Raw genomic sequence first — 14,241 nt, 5'->3', positions numbered from 1 at the left:
CCGCTGCCTTACGGGGGCGGCCATGCAACTCAACGATGCCCAGAGGCGCGATTGGCTGCGCCTCATCCGCACCGAAGGCATCGGCCCGCGCAGCTTCCGCACCCTGATCAACCGTTTCGGCGGCGCCGGCCCGGCGCTCGATGCCCTGCCGACCCTGACCGGACGCGGCATGAAGCGCGTCGTCCCGCCGACGAAAGCGCAGGCCGAAGCCGAGATCGAGGCCGCGGCCCGGATCGGCGTCAGCTTCGTGGCGATGGGGGAGGCCGCATACCCCAAGCTCCTGCAGGCCGCCGATTCGGCGCCGCCGCTCCTCGCGGTCCGCGGCTCTTCCGATATCCTCAACCGACCGGCCGTCGCCATCGTCGGCTCTCGCAATGCCTCGGCCGCCGGTCTCGCCTTCACCGAACGCCTGGCGCGGGGCCTCGGCGAAGCCGGGCTCGTGGTCGTCTCGGGGCTCGCCCGCGGCATCGACGCCCGCGCCCACAGGGCGGCTCTGAGGGACGGGACGGTGGCGGTTCTCGCCGGAGGGCAAGACCGGATCTACCCGGCCAGCCACGGCCCTCTCGTCGACGAGATCCTCACCGAGGGCGGCGCCGTGGTCGCCGAGATGCCGATGGGCTGGGAGCCGCGCGGGCGCGATTTCCCGAGACGCAACCGCATCATCTCGGGCCTCGCCTATGGCAGCGTCGTGGTGGAGGCCGCCCGACGCTCGGGCTCGCTGATCACGGCGCGCTTCGCCCTCGAACAGGGCAGGGAGGTCTTCGCCGTACCGGGCTCTCCCCTCGATCCGCGGGCGGAAGGGACGAACGACCTCATCCGCCAGGGCGCGACGCTGGTGGCGGATGTCGAGCACGTCACCTCGGCCATCGCGCCGCTGATCGACCGCGGCAGCTTCGGCCAGGCGCCGGCTTTTCCCGGCCCCGACCTCGCCGATGCTCCGATCTTCTGGGACGAGCTCGATCTCGGCGACATGCCGGGTCAGGCCGTTTGCGACGGGACGGCGACGTCCGAAGACGTCGAACCCGATGAGCCGCAGGACGAGCGCGGCCGCCTCATCGCCTATCTCAGCCCGACCCCGATCGGCACCGACGAGCTCGCCCGCGCCTCCGGCCTCGGCGTCCGGCTCGTGCAGACGACGCTTCTCGAACTCGAACTCGACGGCCGCATCGAGCGGCACGGCAGCGGGGCTGTGTCGCTGGTGGGATGACGCTCAGTTCTCCTCCTCCACTAGGCCCCGCATGGTATCGAGACAGCCCTGGAGGATGTAGGCGGCGGCGAGCTGGTCGACGACCTCGCCGCGCCGCGCCCGTGATGCGTCCGCGGCGATCAGGGCCCGCGTCACCGCGGCCGTCGAGAGGCGCTCGTCCCAGTAGAGGACTGGCAGCGGAAGTAGAGGCTTCATGTTGCGGACGAAGGAGCGCGTCGACTGGACCCGCGGCCCCTCGCTGCCGTCCATGTTGAGCGGCAAGCCGATCACCAATCCGCCGACGGCATGCGCTTCGCAAAGGGCCCGCAGCCGCGCGACGTCGGGTGTGAACTTGACCCGGCGGATCGTCTCGAGCGGGGAGGCGATGCGGCGCCCGGCATCGCAGAGGGCGAGCCCGATGGTCTTGGTGCCGAGATCGATCCCGATCAAGCGCGATCCGGTCCCGGCGGCCTCGATGAAGGCGAGGATGTCGGCATCGTTCACGACAGGAGCGTCCCGGCCGGTACGGCATCGTCGCCTTCGAAGATCGACGGCAGCGGTGCGGCCGCCATGCCGAGAATGCCGCGTACCGCCGGCGTCTGTGTGCGACGAAGGAAATCGGCCAGGTCGGGACCGCCGAAACGAACGGATTCGAGGTCGGCACCGAGGACCCAGATCTCGTACTCGCTCCGACCCGGAACCACGTCCCAGAAGAGCAGCTCGCCACCCTCGCTGCGGCCGAAGAAGCAGGCGCGATCGATGACGCTGGAATCGTCGCCCTCGACCTCGAAGGGTCCGAGATCCTGCTCGGCCCGAGCTTTCGCGACGCCGTAGGCGACCGCTTCCGACACGCTGACGAGGTCGGCGCCTTGAGCCTGTCCTGGCAAGGCAATTCGGAACGTGCCGACCGCGAGGCCTGCCCCGCAGTGGCGGCAGAAGCTGCGGTAGCTGGGCGGCAGAGGGAAACCGAGTTCCGTTTCGGCCTGAGCCAGCGTTTCGTCGGTGCATCCCAGCCCCGGCCGCAGGATGGCGAAGACCTCGTCCCACATCCGTTCCATGTCGTCTCGCGTTCCATGTGCCCGTGACGCGTTAACTGTCTCCACAGAGCGCCGCCTCTCCCCCGTAGCGTCGAGGCCTCCATCTGCGTTAGCATTTTGTTAACCGACCCTTCACCCTGGGGAAAATCCGGAGCCGACCGTGATTGCCGTTCAACGCCCTGCGCGCCGCGCGCTGACGCGACGGCAGAAGCTCATGCTGCTCGCTGCCTTCGAGATCATGGTGGCCGGCTTTACTCAGGCCACGATCCACCCCTATCGCCCAGGTGTGGCGGTGGAGATTCCCGTCATTCCCGGCCACGTCATCGTCTGAGCCGATCCTGGCGGAGCAGAGTCCGGCTCGGCCGGAAGTGGCCCCCGGGTCATCCGCATGGCGGTGACGACCCGGGCCGAGGCCCGGCCTGCCGCCGCGCGTGCAGGACCCTCGGCCAACAGCCCGCCGATCAATCAATCGGCCACCTCTTCACGCTTGCTTTTCTGTGTATCGCCGACGCCGCAGGGATGGCGAGGTTCAAAGAGTACAATTGCGCCGACCGTTGTTTACTATTGTTTTCCAGGTAATCCGCCTTGGTTAAATTAATCATGGCAATTGATCTCGAAAATTTGAGATAGATTTTCTGATAAAAACAGGTCTATTGATCATCACGGAGTTGATCAGCGATTAACTCTGATCCCGAACCAGAGGCCAACGATGACCAAGCTTGACTTTACTGCTCTGACGACGATCTCGGGCGGCGGTTACGCCGGCGGCGGCGGAGCTCAAGCCAGCAACGGCGGGGTCGCCATCAACGGCAATGGAAATACGGTCTATTACGGCAATACGACCAATCAGAGTTCGAATAGCGGCTCGTCGAAGAAGTCCTGATCACATCTTGCTTGATATCACCACTCTTACAAAGGATCTCACCATGACCAAGCTCGATCTCGCCACCCTGACCACGGTCGCTGGCGGTGCCGCCCAGGCCACCAACAATGGCGTCGCCATCAACGGCAACGGCAACACGGTCTATTACGGCAATACATCGAACAGCAGCTCCAACAGCGGCTCGTCCAAGAAGTCCTGATCCTTCGGACGCGTGGCTCGAATTCCCTCAATTCCTTCAGGAGACATCATCATGACCAAGCTCGACCTCAACGCGATGACCATGATCTCGGGCGGCGGCGGAGCCCAGGCCAGCAACGGTGGCGTCGCCATCAACGGCAATGGCAATGTCGTCCATTACGGCAACACCGCGAACAACAGCTCGAACAGCGGTTCGTCGAAGAAGTCCTGATCTGGCCTTTGCCCAGCGGGAATGAGAGGCGTGCTGCGGATATCCGCGGCGCGCCTCTCGCCGTTGCGGGGCTGCGAAGGCCGGTGCTATAGCCGCGCGGCGCCATTCCGGGCGATGCGCGCCCTTCTGCGGATCGGATTCGTAGCCAGCATGTCGGTCGACGCACATACGGTGAGGCGGATTGCGCACCTCGCCCGCATCGCGGTGAGCGAGTCGGAGGTCGCGCCGCTCCAGGACGAGCTCAACGCGATCCTCGCCTTCGTCGAGCAACTCGGCGCCGTCGACGTCTCGGGCATCGAGCCGATGACCTCGGTGACGCCCATGGTCATGAAGAAGCGGGACGACATCGTCACCGAGGGTGGCCGCGCCCGCGACGTCGTGTTCAACGCTCCCGAGACCGAGGACCACTACTTCCTGGTCCCGAAGGTGGTCGAGTAGCCTTACCACGTGACGTGATGGACCCCCGACGGGATCGCGCGGGGCCTTGAGTGCCAAGCGCCAGGACGCTTCTGACCATGACGACCTTGAACGAACTCACCCTGGCCGAAGCCCGCGACGGTCTCAAGGCCAAGGACTTCTCGGCCACTGACCTTGCCAAGGCCCATATTGCGGCGGTCGAGGCGGCGCGCGCGCTCAACGCCTATCTCCTGGAAACGCCCGAGCGTGCCCTCCAGATGGCGGCGATCGCCGATTCCAAGATCGCCGCCGGCGAGGCCCGCCCGCTGGAAGGCCTGCCGCTCGGGATCAAGGACCTGTTCTGCACCCACGGCGTCGCCACAACCGCCGGATCGAAGATTCTCGAAAACTTCCAGCCCCATTACGAATCGGCGGTGAGCCACAATCTCTGGCGCGACGGCGCCGTGATGCTCGGCAAGCTCAACCTCGACGAGTTCGCCATGGGCTCATCCAACGAGACCAGCGCCTATGGCGCCGTGGTCTCGCCCTGGCGCCGCACCGGTTCGGAGACGCCGCTGGTTCCGGGCGGCTCGTCGGGCGGCTCCGCGGCGGCCGTGGCCGCGCATCTCTGCCTCGGCGCCACCGCCACCGATACCGGCGGTTCGATCCGCCAGCCCGCCGCCTTCACCGGCACCGTCGGCATCAAGCCGACCTATGGGCGCTGCTCGCGCTGGGGTACGGTGGCTTTCGCCTCCTCCCTCGACCAGGCCGGCCCGATCGCCCGCACAGTGCGCGACTGCGCGATCCTGCTCGCCTCCATGGCCGGGCCTGATTCGCGCGACACCACCTGCGCCGATCTTCCCGTTCCGGATTTCGAAGCCGCCGTCTCGCGCGGCGTCAAGGGCCTCACCATCGGCATTCCGCGCGAATACCGGGTCGAGGGCATGCCGGCCGAGATCCAGAAGCTGTGGGATCAGGGCGCCGAATGGCTCAAGGCCGCCGGCGCGACCATCAAGGATATTTCGCTGCCGCACACGAAATACGCGCTGCCAGCCTATTACATCGTCGCCCCGGCAGAGGCCTCCTCGAACCTCGCCCGCTACGACGGCGTCCGCTACGGCTTGCGCGTACCGGGCAAGGACATCGCGGAGATGTATGAGAACACCCGCGCCGCGGGCTTCGGTCGCGAGGTCAAGCGCCGCATCATGATCGGCACCTACGTGCTCTCGGCGGGCTATTACGACGCCTATTACGTCCGCGCCCAGAAGATCCGCACGCTGATCAAGCGCGACTTCGAGGCGGCCTATGCCGAGGGCGTCGACGCGATCCTCACCCCCGCGACCCCCTCGGCCGCCTTCGGCATCGGCGAGAAGGCGAGTGCCGACCCGGTCGAGATGTACCTCAACGACGTCTTCACCGTGACGGTGAACATGGCCGGGCTCCCCGGCATCGCCGTGCCGGCGGGCCTCGACGCACAAGGGCTTCCGCTCGGCCTCCAGCTCATCGGGCGCCCCTTCGACGAGGAGACCCTGTTCGCCACCGCCCAGGCGATCGAGGATGCGGCCGGGCGGACCAAGCTGCCGCCGGTGTGGTGGGCATGAAGGTCTCCCGATGACCGTTCCGGTCTATCCCTTCGACGTATGGATCTGGGCCGCCCTCGACCCCGTCCTGATCCTCGTGGCGGTCGTGATGGGTTGGAAGTCCGATCAGCTCGTCAAGCTGATCCTCGTGGCGTTGATGGCCTTCACCGCCTCGGTGCTGACGAGCTGGCTCCTGACCATGGCGGGCATTCCGTGGCCGGCGCCGATCGGGCGCGACCTGCCGACCTTCTTTCCCGTCCGAACCGGCGGAGCGTTCCTGTGGGCGCTTCTCGCGTTCCTGACGCGGCTTGTCGTTCGACGTCGCGCTTGACCGCCATTGCGGCGGCTCCCTAGATCTTTCGATTGGGTGGCAATCCTTCCCTCATTTGAGTTCGGACGATCATGAACGCACCCGCGACCCCCAAGAAGCTGATCAAGGGCGGCCTGCACGACTGGGAGGTCGTGATCGGCATGGAGATCCATGCCCAGGTCACGAGCCGCTCGAAGCTATTCTCGGGCGCCTCCACCGAGTTCGGCGGCGAGCCCAACGACCACGTCTCGCTGGTCGACGCCGCGATGCCCGGCATGCTGCCGGTGATCAACGCGGAATGCGTCGCCCAGGCGGTCCGCACCGGCCTCGGCCTGAAGGCGCAGATCAATCACCGCTCGGTTTTCGACCGGAAGAACTACTTCTACCCCGACCTGCCGCAGGGGTACCAGATCAGCCAGTACAAGGACCCGATCGTCGGCGAGGGCGAGGTCATCGTCGATTTGCCGGACGGGACCAGCATCACCGTCGGAATCGAGCGGCTGCACCTCGAACAGGATGCCGGCAAGTCCCTGCACGACCAGAACCCGACCCAGAGCTTCGTCGATCTCAACCGCTCGGGCGTCGCCCTGATGGAGATCGTCTCGCGTCCGGACCTTCGCTCCTCGGAGGAGGCGCGCGCCTATGTGACGAAGCTGCGCACGATCCTGCGCTATCTCGGCACCTGCGACGGCGACATGGAGAAGGGGAGCCTGCGCGCCGACGTCAACGTCTCGGTGCGCAAGCCCGGCGACCCGCTCGGCACCCGCTGCGAGATCAAGAACGTCAACTCGATCCGCTTCATCGGCCAGGCGATCGAGACCGAGGCGCGCCGCCAGATCGCGATCATCGAGGATGGCGGCACGATCAGCCAAGAGACCCGCCTGTTCGATCCGGCCAAGGGCGAGACCCGCTCGATGCGCTCGAAGGAAGAGGCGCACGACTACCGCTACTTCCCCGACCCGGATCTGCTGCCGCTCGAATTCGACCAGGCCTATGTCGACGCGCTGGCCGAGGGCCTGCCGGAACTGCCCGACGCCAAGAAGGCGCGCTTCATCAGCGACTATGGGCTCTCGACCTACGATGCCGGCGTGCTCATCGCCGAGCGCTCCTCCGCCGATTACTTCGAGGCGGTCGCCAAGGGCCGAGACGGCAAGGCCGCGGCGAACTGGGTCATCAACGAGCTGTTCGGACGCCTCAACAAGGAGGGGCTCACCATCGAGACGAGCCCAGTCTCGGCCGACCAGCTCGGTGGCATCGTCGATCTCATCGGCGAGGGAACCATCTCCGGCAAGATCGCCAAGGACCTGTTCGAGATCGTGTGGTCCGAGGGCGGCGACCCGCGTGCGCTCGTCGAATCGCGCGGCATGAAGCAGGTTACCGATACCGGTGCCATCGAGGCCGCCGTGGACGAGATCATCGCCAAGAACCCCGACAAGGTCGCCCAGGCGAAGGAGAAACCGACCCTGCTCGGCTGGTTCGTCGGGCAAACGATGAAAGCCACCGGCGGCAAGGCCAACCCGGCGGCTGTGAACGTGCTGCTGAAGTCGAAGCTCGGGATCGAATGACCCGCGGCGGAAGCGGCTTGAAGTGGGGCTGATGCGTGTTCGAAGTCGTGCCGTGCCGGCCGCTTCTGCGCCCCTGGAGCCGCTTCCGTCGTGGTGTTCGCGCTAAGCTGCTACGCCTCGGGCCGAACCGGTCCCGTCGCGATCTCGGCAGCGTCCTGCTGGGGTGGAGTCATTCCTGTCTCCTTCAGCGTTGGCCATTAGGACAGCATCGAATACTGCACCTCCGGCTTCTCTGTGCTTCGTCGGCGAAGCACAGGATGAGATTGCGGCGGTCCTTTGCGCTCGTCAAGCGCGAGTTTCGCAGCCAAGGTTAAGTATTTCTGCCGGCATCCATCATGCTGCACTGCATCCTATTGAGATGAATAACTTGCCCGTGGTTTCGATGCGTCGCAACATATCCCCTCAACGCTTGGCGGTTGTGGGAGCCGTGTCCGATGGGGCTGGAATCATGCCTGCCACCTGCCGACGCAAGCCCTGGAGCCAAGTGCGGGCAGGGCCGCCGGTCTCGCCCACCGAGACCGTCGCGGTCATGCCCGCGACGAGGGCGACGCCATCCGGCACATGGTCGATGCGGATGCGGACGGGCACCCGCTGGGCGAGGCGCACCCAGGTGTAGACCGGGTCGACATTGGGCAGCCCCTGCGTGCTCGGCGCGGCATTCCCGGTGCTGATGCCGAGGGTGATGCTCTCCACCGTCCCGGAGACCGGTTCGGCATAGCCCATCAGTTCGGCGATCGCCCGATCGCCGACATGGATTGCCGCCATCTTGGTCTCCTCGAAATAGCCGTCGATCCAGAAGGAATCGGTGTCGATCACGGCGACGTTGACGGTGCCGGTGCTGGCGTAGTCGCCGGCCCGCAGCAGGAGGTTGGTGACGCGGCCGTTGACCGGGGAGCGCACCTGCGCCCGTTCGAGATCGAGCTTGGCCTTCCTCAGCTGTGCCTTGGCCGAGGCAAGCGCCGCCTCGGCGATCTTGGCGGTGCCGGCATATTGCTGCTTCTCCTCGATCGAGGTCGAGAGGGTGGAAAGGGCCTCGCGCCGCGCCGCCTGGGTGCGCTTCACCTGGAGGTCGGCCTCCCTGTTATCGACCTCGGCCTCGGCCTGCGCGATGGCGATCTCGAAATCCGCCGGCTCGATCACGTAGAGCACGTCGCCGCGCCTGACCGCCTGGTTGTCGGCCACGCGCAGCTCGGCGATCTGGCCCGAGACCTGGGGCGCCACGCTCGCGACCTGAACCCGGACCCGCCCGTCGCGAGTCCAGGGCGCGACGACGTAGAAGCGCCAGACCACGATCGCCGCGGCGAGGGCGGCGCAGAGGATCAGCCCGGTCACCACCAGCCGGCCGAGGCGCGCGAGGCTCCGGGGGCGGGGAGGGGCGGGCAGGGTCTCGTCTGGCATCACAGCAACACGATCAGGAGGGCGAGGAGACAGATGTAGATCCCGGCTTCGGCGAGCGGCGGGTTGGCGACGTAGCGGGCGAGTCGCAGGCCGGCGAAGGCCCGCCGGAAGAGCGTGAGCAGGATCAGCGCCCCAAGCGCATAGCCGAGGAACGGCGAGACCAGCACGCCGCCGAGGTCGATGTCATGAAACATCGGCGATCCCCAGCCGGCGCAGGAAACGAGCGTAGCCCCGCAGGAGGGCGGCCACGGCGAGGAGGTCGCTCGCGGCGCGAACGATCCGCTCGCGGGTGATCGCGTCCGCCTCCCCTCCGGCCGCCACGAGGCCTCCGGCCGCCGCCGTCATCGCCCCGCTATCGGCCTCGACGATGGCGCGGCCGCTCCGCTCGGCGAGGTGGGAGAGGCCGGGGTCGTGTGCGATGAGCCGGAGCTGCCCGTGGGCGCGGGCGGCGGCGGCCTCCAGCCGCGACAGGGCGAAGGCGTGGTCGAGGGCCATCGCCCTCACCGCGCCGCTGCCCGAGCTCCACTGCGCGAACTGCAGCAGGCGGTCGCTGTTGAGGCTGGTCCGTGTGGTGGCGTCGCCGCCCTCTCCGGCGAGGGCGGCGGCGAGGGAGCGACGGGCGGAATCGAGGGCGATGGCCCGGTGCTGCGCCGGCGTCACCGGCAGGATCACCCGAACCGTGGCGGCGAGGATCGCGGCGGCGACCACCACGAGGAAGGCGTTGCCGAGGAAGGCCTCTGGGTCGTAGCTCTGCGGGTTCGAGGGTGAGAGCAGGACGGGGAAGAACACCAGCAAGATGAAGCCGACCGGGAAGGTCGCCGGATTGAGGCTGAGGAGGCATGCGCAGAACACCACCGGCGCCATGGCCAGCGCCAGGAGCGGAAAGCCCTGGACGCCCGACAGCATGACGAAGAGGACGAACCCGGCACAAAGAGCGGCGAGCGGCATGCCGATCATGACGCCTCGGGCGAAGGCCTTCGGGTTCGGCGCGATCGACGAGAGGGCTCCCTGCGCGGCGACCTGGACGAGGGCGAAGGAGGTGCCGGGCCAGCCGGTGCTCACGAAGAACAGCGCGGTGAGGCCGAAGGCCAGCGCCACCCGGGCGGCTCCCCGCAGGGCGACGGGGACGTCGCGGTGAGTGGGCAAGGGCACGTCGCGCAGCGGCCGGCATCCTGTCTCGAAGGCCCTCCATCCGCCGCGGACATGGATCATCGCTTCCGATACGTCTCTGGCGCGCTGCAAGGCCAGGAGTATGCCGAGATCCTCGCCCTCGGCCACGGCCGTGTCGACGAGCGCGCCGATCCGATCGGCCACTGTCCCGGGAGCGTCGCCAGACCCCGCCTCGGTCAGCCGGAGGCAGAGCTCCCGTGCCTCCGCCACCGACGGGTTCGTCATTTCGAGGCGGCCCTGCGCCTCCCTGAACGTCCGTGCGGCCGCGATCATCTCGTAGAGCGCGGCGATGACACTGCGCGCGCCGGCCGAGCGGTTCGCGCCGTCACCGGACTCGCTGCGGACGGCACCAGCGTCGCTGCGCAGGGCGGCGATGCGTCGGATCAGGGCGGATGTGCGCTCCGCCCCAGGATCGGCCTTCGTCAGGGTCTCGCTGACGAAGTCCATCGCGGCGTCCCGGACCTCGGCGAGGCTGGTCCGCAGAGACGTCGAGACTCGCGGCGCGCCGAGCGCATCGTTGATCAGCGTGACGGCGACGATTCCAAGGACGATCGCAGCGACGCGGTCGATGGCGGCCTCGAAGGTCGCCTGCGGCGCGTCGATATGGGCGATGGCGATGATGGCCACCGTGTAGCCCGACAGCATGGCGCCGTAGGCGCGCGTGTCCTGCAGGAAGTGAGCGGCGTAGACGCAGAGGCTGAGCCAGCAGGCGAAAGAGACGAGCAGTAGTACCCTGTCCTGCGCGAACAGGCCGATCATCGCCACCGCCACCACAGCGCCGACGAGCGTGCCGAGAAACCGGTAGACCGCTTTCGACAGGGCTTGTCCGCGTCTCGGCTGCGCCAGGATCGCGACGCAGACCGCGGCCGAGGAGGCGCCGGAGAGCTGCAGCCAGAACGCCGCGCAGAGGGCGAGCATCATGGCGATCCAGATCCGCAGGGCGAAGGCGAAAGCCGAGGCGGGCGGCAACAGGCTGTCAATCCGCGCGAGGGTCCCGTCGAGACGCGGCGCGGCAGCCTCGCTCATCGGTCGACCTCGTCCGGAAGAGCCTCGTCCGGAAGAGCCTCGTCCTCGGCCCTGCGGGCGACCCGCGCTTGCCAGAGGCACAGGAGCGGGGTGAGCACGAGCTCGACGCCGAGCGCGCCCATCATTACCAGGGACGGCACTCCAGTCAGGTAGAGCCCGAGCAGCCGCGACAGGCCGCCGAGAACGACGACGAGCGTCAGGAACCGGAACAGATCCGTCTTGGTCTCGATACCCGGCACGCAGGTCCAGAACAGGATGCCGATGCCCATCAGCAGGCCGGAGAGATAGCGAAAATGGCTGTCGGCGGAGATGTCGGCGAAGCCGGACCGCCAGATCCCGTCGATTCCGAAGAGGACGCCGTACGCCCCGCCGATCACCGGGATGAGAGCGGTCACGGCGACCGCGCGCTGCAGGTATCGTCGTTCCGCGTCCATGCTCGATCCGGTGGAGGGGGGCTCGCCTGGGCGAAACGTCAATGCCTTCGAGGCCCGGCGTGTTCGTGATAGGCGACGCGAACCCGCGCTGCGAGGTGCCGATGCTCACGATCCGGAACGCGGAACCCGGCGATCTTTCCGAGATCGTCGCCCTCTATGCGGCCGATTTCCTCGGCGGCCACGGCGATGCCTGGAATCCGCAGACCGAAGCCGCCTACCGCGCTGCCTTCGCCGACATCGCGGCTTCGACCGACAACCGCCTCCTCGTGGCGGTGGAGGAGGGCTGCGTCGCCGGCGTGTTCCAGCTCGTCCTGTTCAGTACCCTGGTTGGACATGGGGCGCGGCGGGCCAAGCTCGCGAGCGTGCAGGTCCGCGCCGAGTGCCGCTCCCGCGGGATAGGCGAGCGGATGGTCCGCTATGCCGAGGTCCTGGCGCGCGATGTCGGTGCGGCGATGCTCGAACTCAGTTCGTCCAATCGCCGTCACGACGCGCATCGGTTCTATGACCGGCTCGGCTACGAGCGCAGCCATGAAGGGTTTCGCAAGCGTCTGTGAGGCGCCTCAGGCCCTCTGTTCCTTGAGCTTCTTGACGCATTTGCTGAAGTATTGCGGCCATTTCGGCCCCTGCGTCGCCTTCTCGCTCACCGACAATGACCGCCACTGTGCGCCGCAGGTCTTCTGGCGTTGGCGCGCCGCGCTCTGGCCGACGGTCATCTCCTTCGGTTCCTTGGGCGCGGGGCTCTGGGCCAGGGCGGGAGCCGCGATGAGCGATGTGCCGATCACAACGGCGCGGACGAGACAAAGCAGCATCGACGGAATCCTCGCAAGCCGCCTTACTCGACGGTAGTCGCCATCTCAGCCGAAAGAACCGGGGAAGGGCAAGCGGCATTCGCCCGTTCTGCAACCCTACGCTGTCCTCACCTGTGGAGGAGGATTTCCGGCGCGTCGATCGCGGCGCTTGAGCCGGGGCCGCGACGTGGTCTAGCTGAACTAAGCTGCAACTTTCCGCCCGTCATCCGGCTTGTTCCGGATCGCGACCGACACCGACCTCACTGGAACCCAGCGCATGGCACCCGCACCGGGACACGCAATCGACGTCCATACCTGGAGCACGCCGAACGGCTGGAAGATCCCGATCATGCTCGAGGAGTGCGGGCTGCCCTACCGTGTGGTGCCGGTGAATATCGGGAAAGGCGAGCAGATGGCGCCGGACTTCCTCAGTTTGTCGCCCAACAACAAGATCCCTGCCATCCTCGATCCCGACGGGCCGGACGGTTCCCCGATCACGGTCTTCGAATCTGGCGCGATCCTGCAGTATCTCGGCCGCAAGACCGGCTGCCTGTACCCGCAGGATGAGCGGGCGCGGGTGGCGGTCGACGAATGGCTGTTCTGGCAGGTCGCCGGGTTCGGGCCGATGCTCGGCCAGACCCACCATTTCCGGATCTATGCGGAGGAGAAGATCCCCTACGCCATCGATCGTTTCACGAACGAGGCGGTGCGCCTCTATGGCGTTCTCGACAAACGGCTTTCCGCACAGGATCACGTTGCCGGCGCGTATTCCATCGCCGACATCGCGATCCTGACCTGGGCGAAGTATCACGAGAAGCAGGGCATCGATCTTGACGGCCTGACTCACGTTCGCCGCTGGCTCGACCGGCTTCTGGAGCGGCCGGCCGTTCAGCGCGGCTTCGCATCGATTTGAAAGAGATTTACGCCGACCCCTTCACGCCCTCGACGAGGTAGTTGGTGCCTTCGAGCGCCAGGGCGTTCTCGGCCAGCGCCGCGCCGGCAGCGGCGATCTCCTTGCCCTTGTTGTCCTTGAGCGGTCCCTTGATGATCGAGAAGCCGCCCTTCATCATCTCGGCCTTCACGGCGTCGACCTGCTTGCGAGACGCGTCCGACATGCCCGGCCCGTACGGGCTCATCGCCACGAAGCCGTCGGCCAGGCCGCCGCGCAGGAAGTTCGGGGGCGCCTTGCCGGCCTGGATGTCGGCGACGAAGCTCTTGTAGATCGGCGTCCAGTTCCACTCAGCGCCCGTGAGGTACTTGTCCTTGGCAAGGGCCGATTGGTCGGCGTGATAGCCGCAGACGAAGGCGCCGCGGCGAACGGCGGTCTCTACAGTCACCTTTGGGCTGTCGACGTGGCAGGTGATGACGTCGGCGCCGCCATCAATGAGGGCGTTGGTCGCTTCCGCCTCCTTGACCGCGAGCGACCACTCGCCGGTGAAGATGACCTGGCAGGTGATCGAAGGGTCGACGCTGCGCGCCCCGAGCAGGAAGCCGTTGATGTTGTTCAGGACCTGCGGAATCGGCTTCGCCGCGACGAAGCCGATTTTCTTCGACTTCGAGGCATGGGCGGCGGCGATGCCGTTGAGGTACTGGCCCTGCATAATGTAGCCGAAATACGAACCGGCATTCTTCGGGTTCGCGTCGGTCCAGAGACCGCCGCAATGGCGGAACTGGACCTTCGGGTACTTCTTGGCCTCGATCAGGACATGGGGGTCGTAGTAGCCGAAAGAGGTCGGGAAGATCAGGCTCGCGCCGTCCAGGTTGATCATGCTCTCCATGGTCTTCTGGACGTCGATGGTCTCGCGGACGTTCTCCTCCTCGACCACCTCGATGCCGGGAATCGCCTTGAGGGCGCCGGCCGCCTTGGCGTGGGCCTGGTTGTAGCCGTAATCGTCCTTCGGCCCGACATAGATGAAGCCGATCGTGGTCTTGCCGGCGGCGCGCGCTCGCGGGAGCAGCAGACCGGTCACACCGAGTGCCGCGGCTCCGCCGACGAACGCCCTGCGAGAGATTGGAGTGTTCGCCACCATGGGTCGCCCCGTCCTTGGGCGCTCCGCTT

At 67.0% G+C, this 14,241-nt stretch carries 19 protein-coding genes; 11 read left to right on the top strand and 8 right to left on the bottom strand.

Features of this window, described 5'->3' with window-relative positions:
* Positions 1-22 precede the first annotated feature (22 nt).
* On the top strand, positions 23-1,207 hold the full coding sequence (dprA, locus tag K2Y56_RS06490; protein ID WP_292506247.1) for a DNA-processing protein DprA: 1,185 nt from the start codon (positions 23-25) through the stop codon (positions 1,205-1,207).
* Between the two features lie 3 nt (positions 1,208-1,210).
* Here dprA and ruvX read toward each other — a convergent pair whose 3' ends face one another.
* Together ruvX and K2Y56_RS06480 are read right to left on the bottom strand one after the other, a co-directional pair.
* A complete protein-coding gene (gene ruvX / locus K2Y56_RS06485) occupies positions 1,211-1,690 on the bottom strand; it encodes a Holliday junction resolvase RuvX (protein ID WP_292506245.1) in 480 nt (159 codons plus the stop codon).
* Entirely contained in the window at positions 1,687-2,244 is a 558-nt protein-coding gene (locus K2Y56_RS06480) for an SMI1/KNR4 family protein (RefSeq protein WP_366848357.1), read from the bottom strand. The genes ruvX and K2Y56_RS06480 overlap by 4 nt, the downstream gene beginning before the upstream one ends.
* Before the next feature lie 139 nt (positions 2,245-2,383).
* On the opposite strand from K2Y56_RS06480, the gene K2Y56_RS06475 reads away from it, so the two are divergent.
* The 8 genes from K2Y56_RS06475 (at position 2,384) to gatB (ending at position 7,366) form a co-directional block, all read left to right on the top strand.
* Positions 2,384-2,554, top strand: coding sequence for a hypothetical protein (locus K2Y56_RS06475; protein ID WP_292506243.1), 171 nt, complete (start codon positions 2,384-2,386; stop codon positions 2,552-2,554).
* 378 nt (positions 2,555-2,932) lie between these two features.
* Positions 2,933-3,106, top strand: coding sequence for a hypothetical protein (locus K2Y56_RS06470; RefSeq protein WP_292506241.1), 174 nt, complete (start codon positions 2,933-2,935; stop codon positions 3,104-3,106).
* Between the two features lie 43 nt (positions 3,107-3,149).
* Entirely contained in the window at positions 3,150-3,305 is a 156-nt protein-coding gene (locus K2Y56_RS06465) for a hypothetical protein (protein WP_292506239.1), read from the top strand.
* Between the two features lie 51 nt (positions 3,306-3,356).
* Entirely contained in the window at positions 3,357-3,515 is a 159-nt protein-coding gene (locus K2Y56_RS06460) for a hypothetical protein (RefSeq protein WP_292506238.1), read from the top strand.
* A 150-nt stretch (positions 3,516-3,665) separates the two neighbouring features.
* The gene (gene gatC / locus K2Y56_RS06455; protein WP_292506236.1) at positions 3,666-3,953 is read left to right on the top strand and encodes an Asp-tRNA(Asn)/Glu-tRNA(Gln) amidotransferase subunit GatC; all 288 of its coding nucleotides are present in this window, start codon (positions 3,666-3,668) and stop codon (positions 3,951-3,953) included.
* A 77-nt stretch (positions 3,954-4,030) separates the two neighbouring features.
* Positions 4,031-5,512: an Asp-tRNA(Asn)/Glu-tRNA(Gln) amidotransferase subunit GatA gene (gene gatA / locus K2Y56_RS06450; RefSeq protein WP_292506235.1), complete on the top strand. Its 1,482-nt coding sequence runs from the start codon at positions 4,031-4,033 to the stop codon at positions 5,510-5,512.
* Between the two features lie 10 nt (positions 5,513-5,522).
* On the top strand, positions 5,523-5,822 hold the full coding sequence (locus tag K2Y56_RS06445) for a hypothetical protein (RefSeq protein ID WP_292506232.1): 300 nt from the start codon (positions 5,523-5,525) through the stop codon (positions 5,820-5,822).
* Positions 5,823-5,893: 71 nt separating this feature from the next.
* Positions 5,894-7,366, top strand: a complete 1,473-nt coding sequence (gatB, locus tag K2Y56_RS06440) for an Asp-tRNA(Asn)/Glu-tRNA(Gln) amidotransferase subunit GatB (protein ID WP_292506230.1) — start codon at positions 5,894-5,896, stop codon at positions 7,364-7,366.
* Positions 7,367-7,768: 402 nt separating this feature from the next.
* Here the strand turns inward: gatB and K2Y56_RS06435 are convergent, their stop codons facing one another.
* Genes K2Y56_RS06435 through K2Y56_RS06420 form a run of 4 tightly spaced genes read right to left on the bottom strand, consistent with a single transcriptional unit; the run spans position 7,769 to position 11,394 of the window.
* Positions 7,769-8,764: an HlyD family secretion protein gene (locus tag K2Y56_RS06435; protein WP_292506228.1), complete on the bottom strand. Its 996-nt coding sequence runs from the start codon at positions 8,762-8,764 to the stop codon at positions 7,769-7,771.
* Entirely contained in the window at positions 8,764-8,958 is a 195-nt protein-coding gene (locus K2Y56_RS06430; protein WP_292506226.1) for a DUF1656 domain-containing protein, read from the bottom strand. Before K2Y56_RS06430 ends, K2Y56_RS06435 begins: the two co-directional genes overlap by 1 nt.
* Entirely contained in the window at positions 8,948-10,960 is a 2,013-nt protein-coding gene (locus K2Y56_RS06425) for an FUSC family protein (protein WP_292506224.1), read from the bottom strand. Before K2Y56_RS06425 ends, K2Y56_RS06430 begins: the two co-directional genes overlap by 11 nt.
* A complete protein-coding gene (locus tag K2Y56_RS06420; protein WP_292506223.1) occupies positions 10,957-11,394 on the bottom strand; it encodes a DUF4345 domain-containing protein in 438 nt (145 codons plus the stop codon). The genes K2Y56_RS06425 and K2Y56_RS06420 overlap by 4 nt, the downstream gene beginning before the upstream one ends.
* A 41-nt stretch (positions 11,395-11,435) precedes the next feature.
* On the opposite strand from K2Y56_RS06420, the gene K2Y56_RS06415 reads away from it, so the two are divergent.
* Positions 11,436-11,948, top strand: coding sequence for a GNAT family N-acetyltransferase (locus K2Y56_RS06415; protein ID WP_292506221.1), 513 nt, complete (start codon positions 11,436-11,438; stop codon positions 11,946-11,948).
* Between the two features lie 6 nt (positions 11,949-11,954).
* Here the strand turns inward: K2Y56_RS06415 and K2Y56_RS06410 are convergent, their stop codons facing one another.
* Entirely contained in the window at positions 11,955-12,203 is a 249-nt protein-coding gene (locus K2Y56_RS06410; protein ID WP_292506219.1) for a hypothetical protein, read from the bottom strand.
* Positions 12,204-12,459: 256 nt separating this feature from the next.
* Between K2Y56_RS06410 and K2Y56_RS06405 the strand changes: the two genes are divergently transcribed.
* Entirely contained in the window at positions 12,460-13,095 is a 636-nt protein-coding gene (locus tag K2Y56_RS06405) for a glutathione S-transferase N-terminal domain-containing protein (protein WP_292506217.1), read from the top strand.
* A gap of 7 nt (positions 13,096-13,102) precedes the next feature.
* Here the strand turns inward: K2Y56_RS06405 and K2Y56_RS06400 are convergent, their stop codons facing one another.
* On the bottom strand, positions 13,103-14,212 hold the full coding sequence (locus K2Y56_RS06400) for a BMP family ABC transporter substrate-binding protein (RefSeq protein WP_292506216.1): 1,110 nt from the start codon (positions 14,210-14,212) through the stop codon (positions 13,103-13,105).
* Between the last annotated feature and the right edge of the window lie 29 nt (positions 14,213-14,241).

This window comes from Methylobacterium sp. (assembly GCF_019745455.1).
Lineage (GTDB): Bacteria > Pseudomonadota > Alphaproteobacteria > Rhizobiales > Beijerinckiaceae > Methylobacterium.
Note: the sequence above shows the minus strand (reverse complement) of the source record. Positions and strands in the feature narration are given on the sequence as shown.

Coding starts and splice junctions, on each gene's coding strand:
- K2Y56_RS06430 (WP_292506226.1), bottom strand. CDS start 8,958: ATGTTTCATGACATCGACCTCGGCGGCGTGCTGGTCTCGCCGTTCCTC.
- gatB (WP_292506230.1), top strand. CDS start 5,894: ATGAACGCACCCGCGACCCCCAAGAAGCTGATCAAGGGCGGCCTGCAC.
- K2Y56_RS06415 (WP_292506221.1), top strand. CDS start 11,436: ATGCCTTCGAGGCCCGGCGTGTTCGTGATAGGCGACGCGAACCCGCGC.
- dprA (WP_292506247.1), top strand. CDS start 23: ATGCAACTCAACGATGCCCAGAGGCGCGATTGGCTGCGCCTCATCCGC.
- gatC (WP_292506236.1), top strand. CDS start 3,666: ATGTCGGTCGACGCACATACGGTGAGGCGGATTGCGCACCTCGCCCGC.
- K2Y56_RS06405 (WP_292506217.1), top strand. CDS start 12,460: ATGGCACCCGCACCGGGACACGCAATCGACGTCCATACCTGGAGCACG.
- K2Y56_RS06435 (WP_292506228.1), bottom strand. CDS start 8,764: ATGCCAGACGAGACCCTGCCCGCCCCTCCCCGCCCCCGGAGCCTCGCG.
- K2Y56_RS06470 (WP_292506241.1), top strand. CDS start 2,933: ATGACCAAGCTTGACTTTACTGCTCTGACGACGATCTCGGGCGGCGGT.
- K2Y56_RS06400 (WP_292506216.1), bottom strand. CDS start 14,212: ATGGTGGCGAACACTCCAATCTCTCGCAGGGCGTTCGTCGGCGGAGCC.
- gatA (WP_292506235.1), top strand. CDS start 4,031: ATGACGACCTTGAACGAACTCACCCTGGCCGAAGCCCGCGACGGTCTC.
- K2Y56_RS06420 (WP_292506223.1), bottom strand. CDS start 11,394: ATGGACGCGGAACGACGATACCTGCAGCGCGCGGTCGCCGTGACCGCT.
- K2Y56_RS06410 (WP_292506219.1), bottom strand. CDS start 12,203: ATGCTGCTTTGTCTCGTCCGCGCCGTTGTGATCGGCACATCGCTCATC.
- K2Y56_RS06460 (WP_292506238.1), top strand. CDS start 3,357: ATGACCAAGCTCGACCTCAACGCGATGACCATGATCTCGGGCGGCGGC.
- K2Y56_RS06480 (WP_366848357.1), bottom strand. CDS start 2,244: ATGGAACGGATGTGGGACGAGGTCTTCGCCATCCTGCGGCCGGGGCTG.
- K2Y56_RS06445 (WP_292506232.1), top strand. CDS start 5,523: ATGACCGTTCCGGTCTATCCCTTCGACGTATGGATCTGGGCCGCCCTC.
- K2Y56_RS06425 (WP_292506224.1), bottom strand. CDS start 10,960: ATGAGCGAGGCTGCCGCGCCGCGTCTCGACGGGACCCTCGCGCGGATT.
- K2Y56_RS06465 (WP_292506239.1), top strand. CDS start 3,150: ATGACCAAGCTCGATCTCGCCACCCTGACCACGGTCGCTGGCGGTGCC.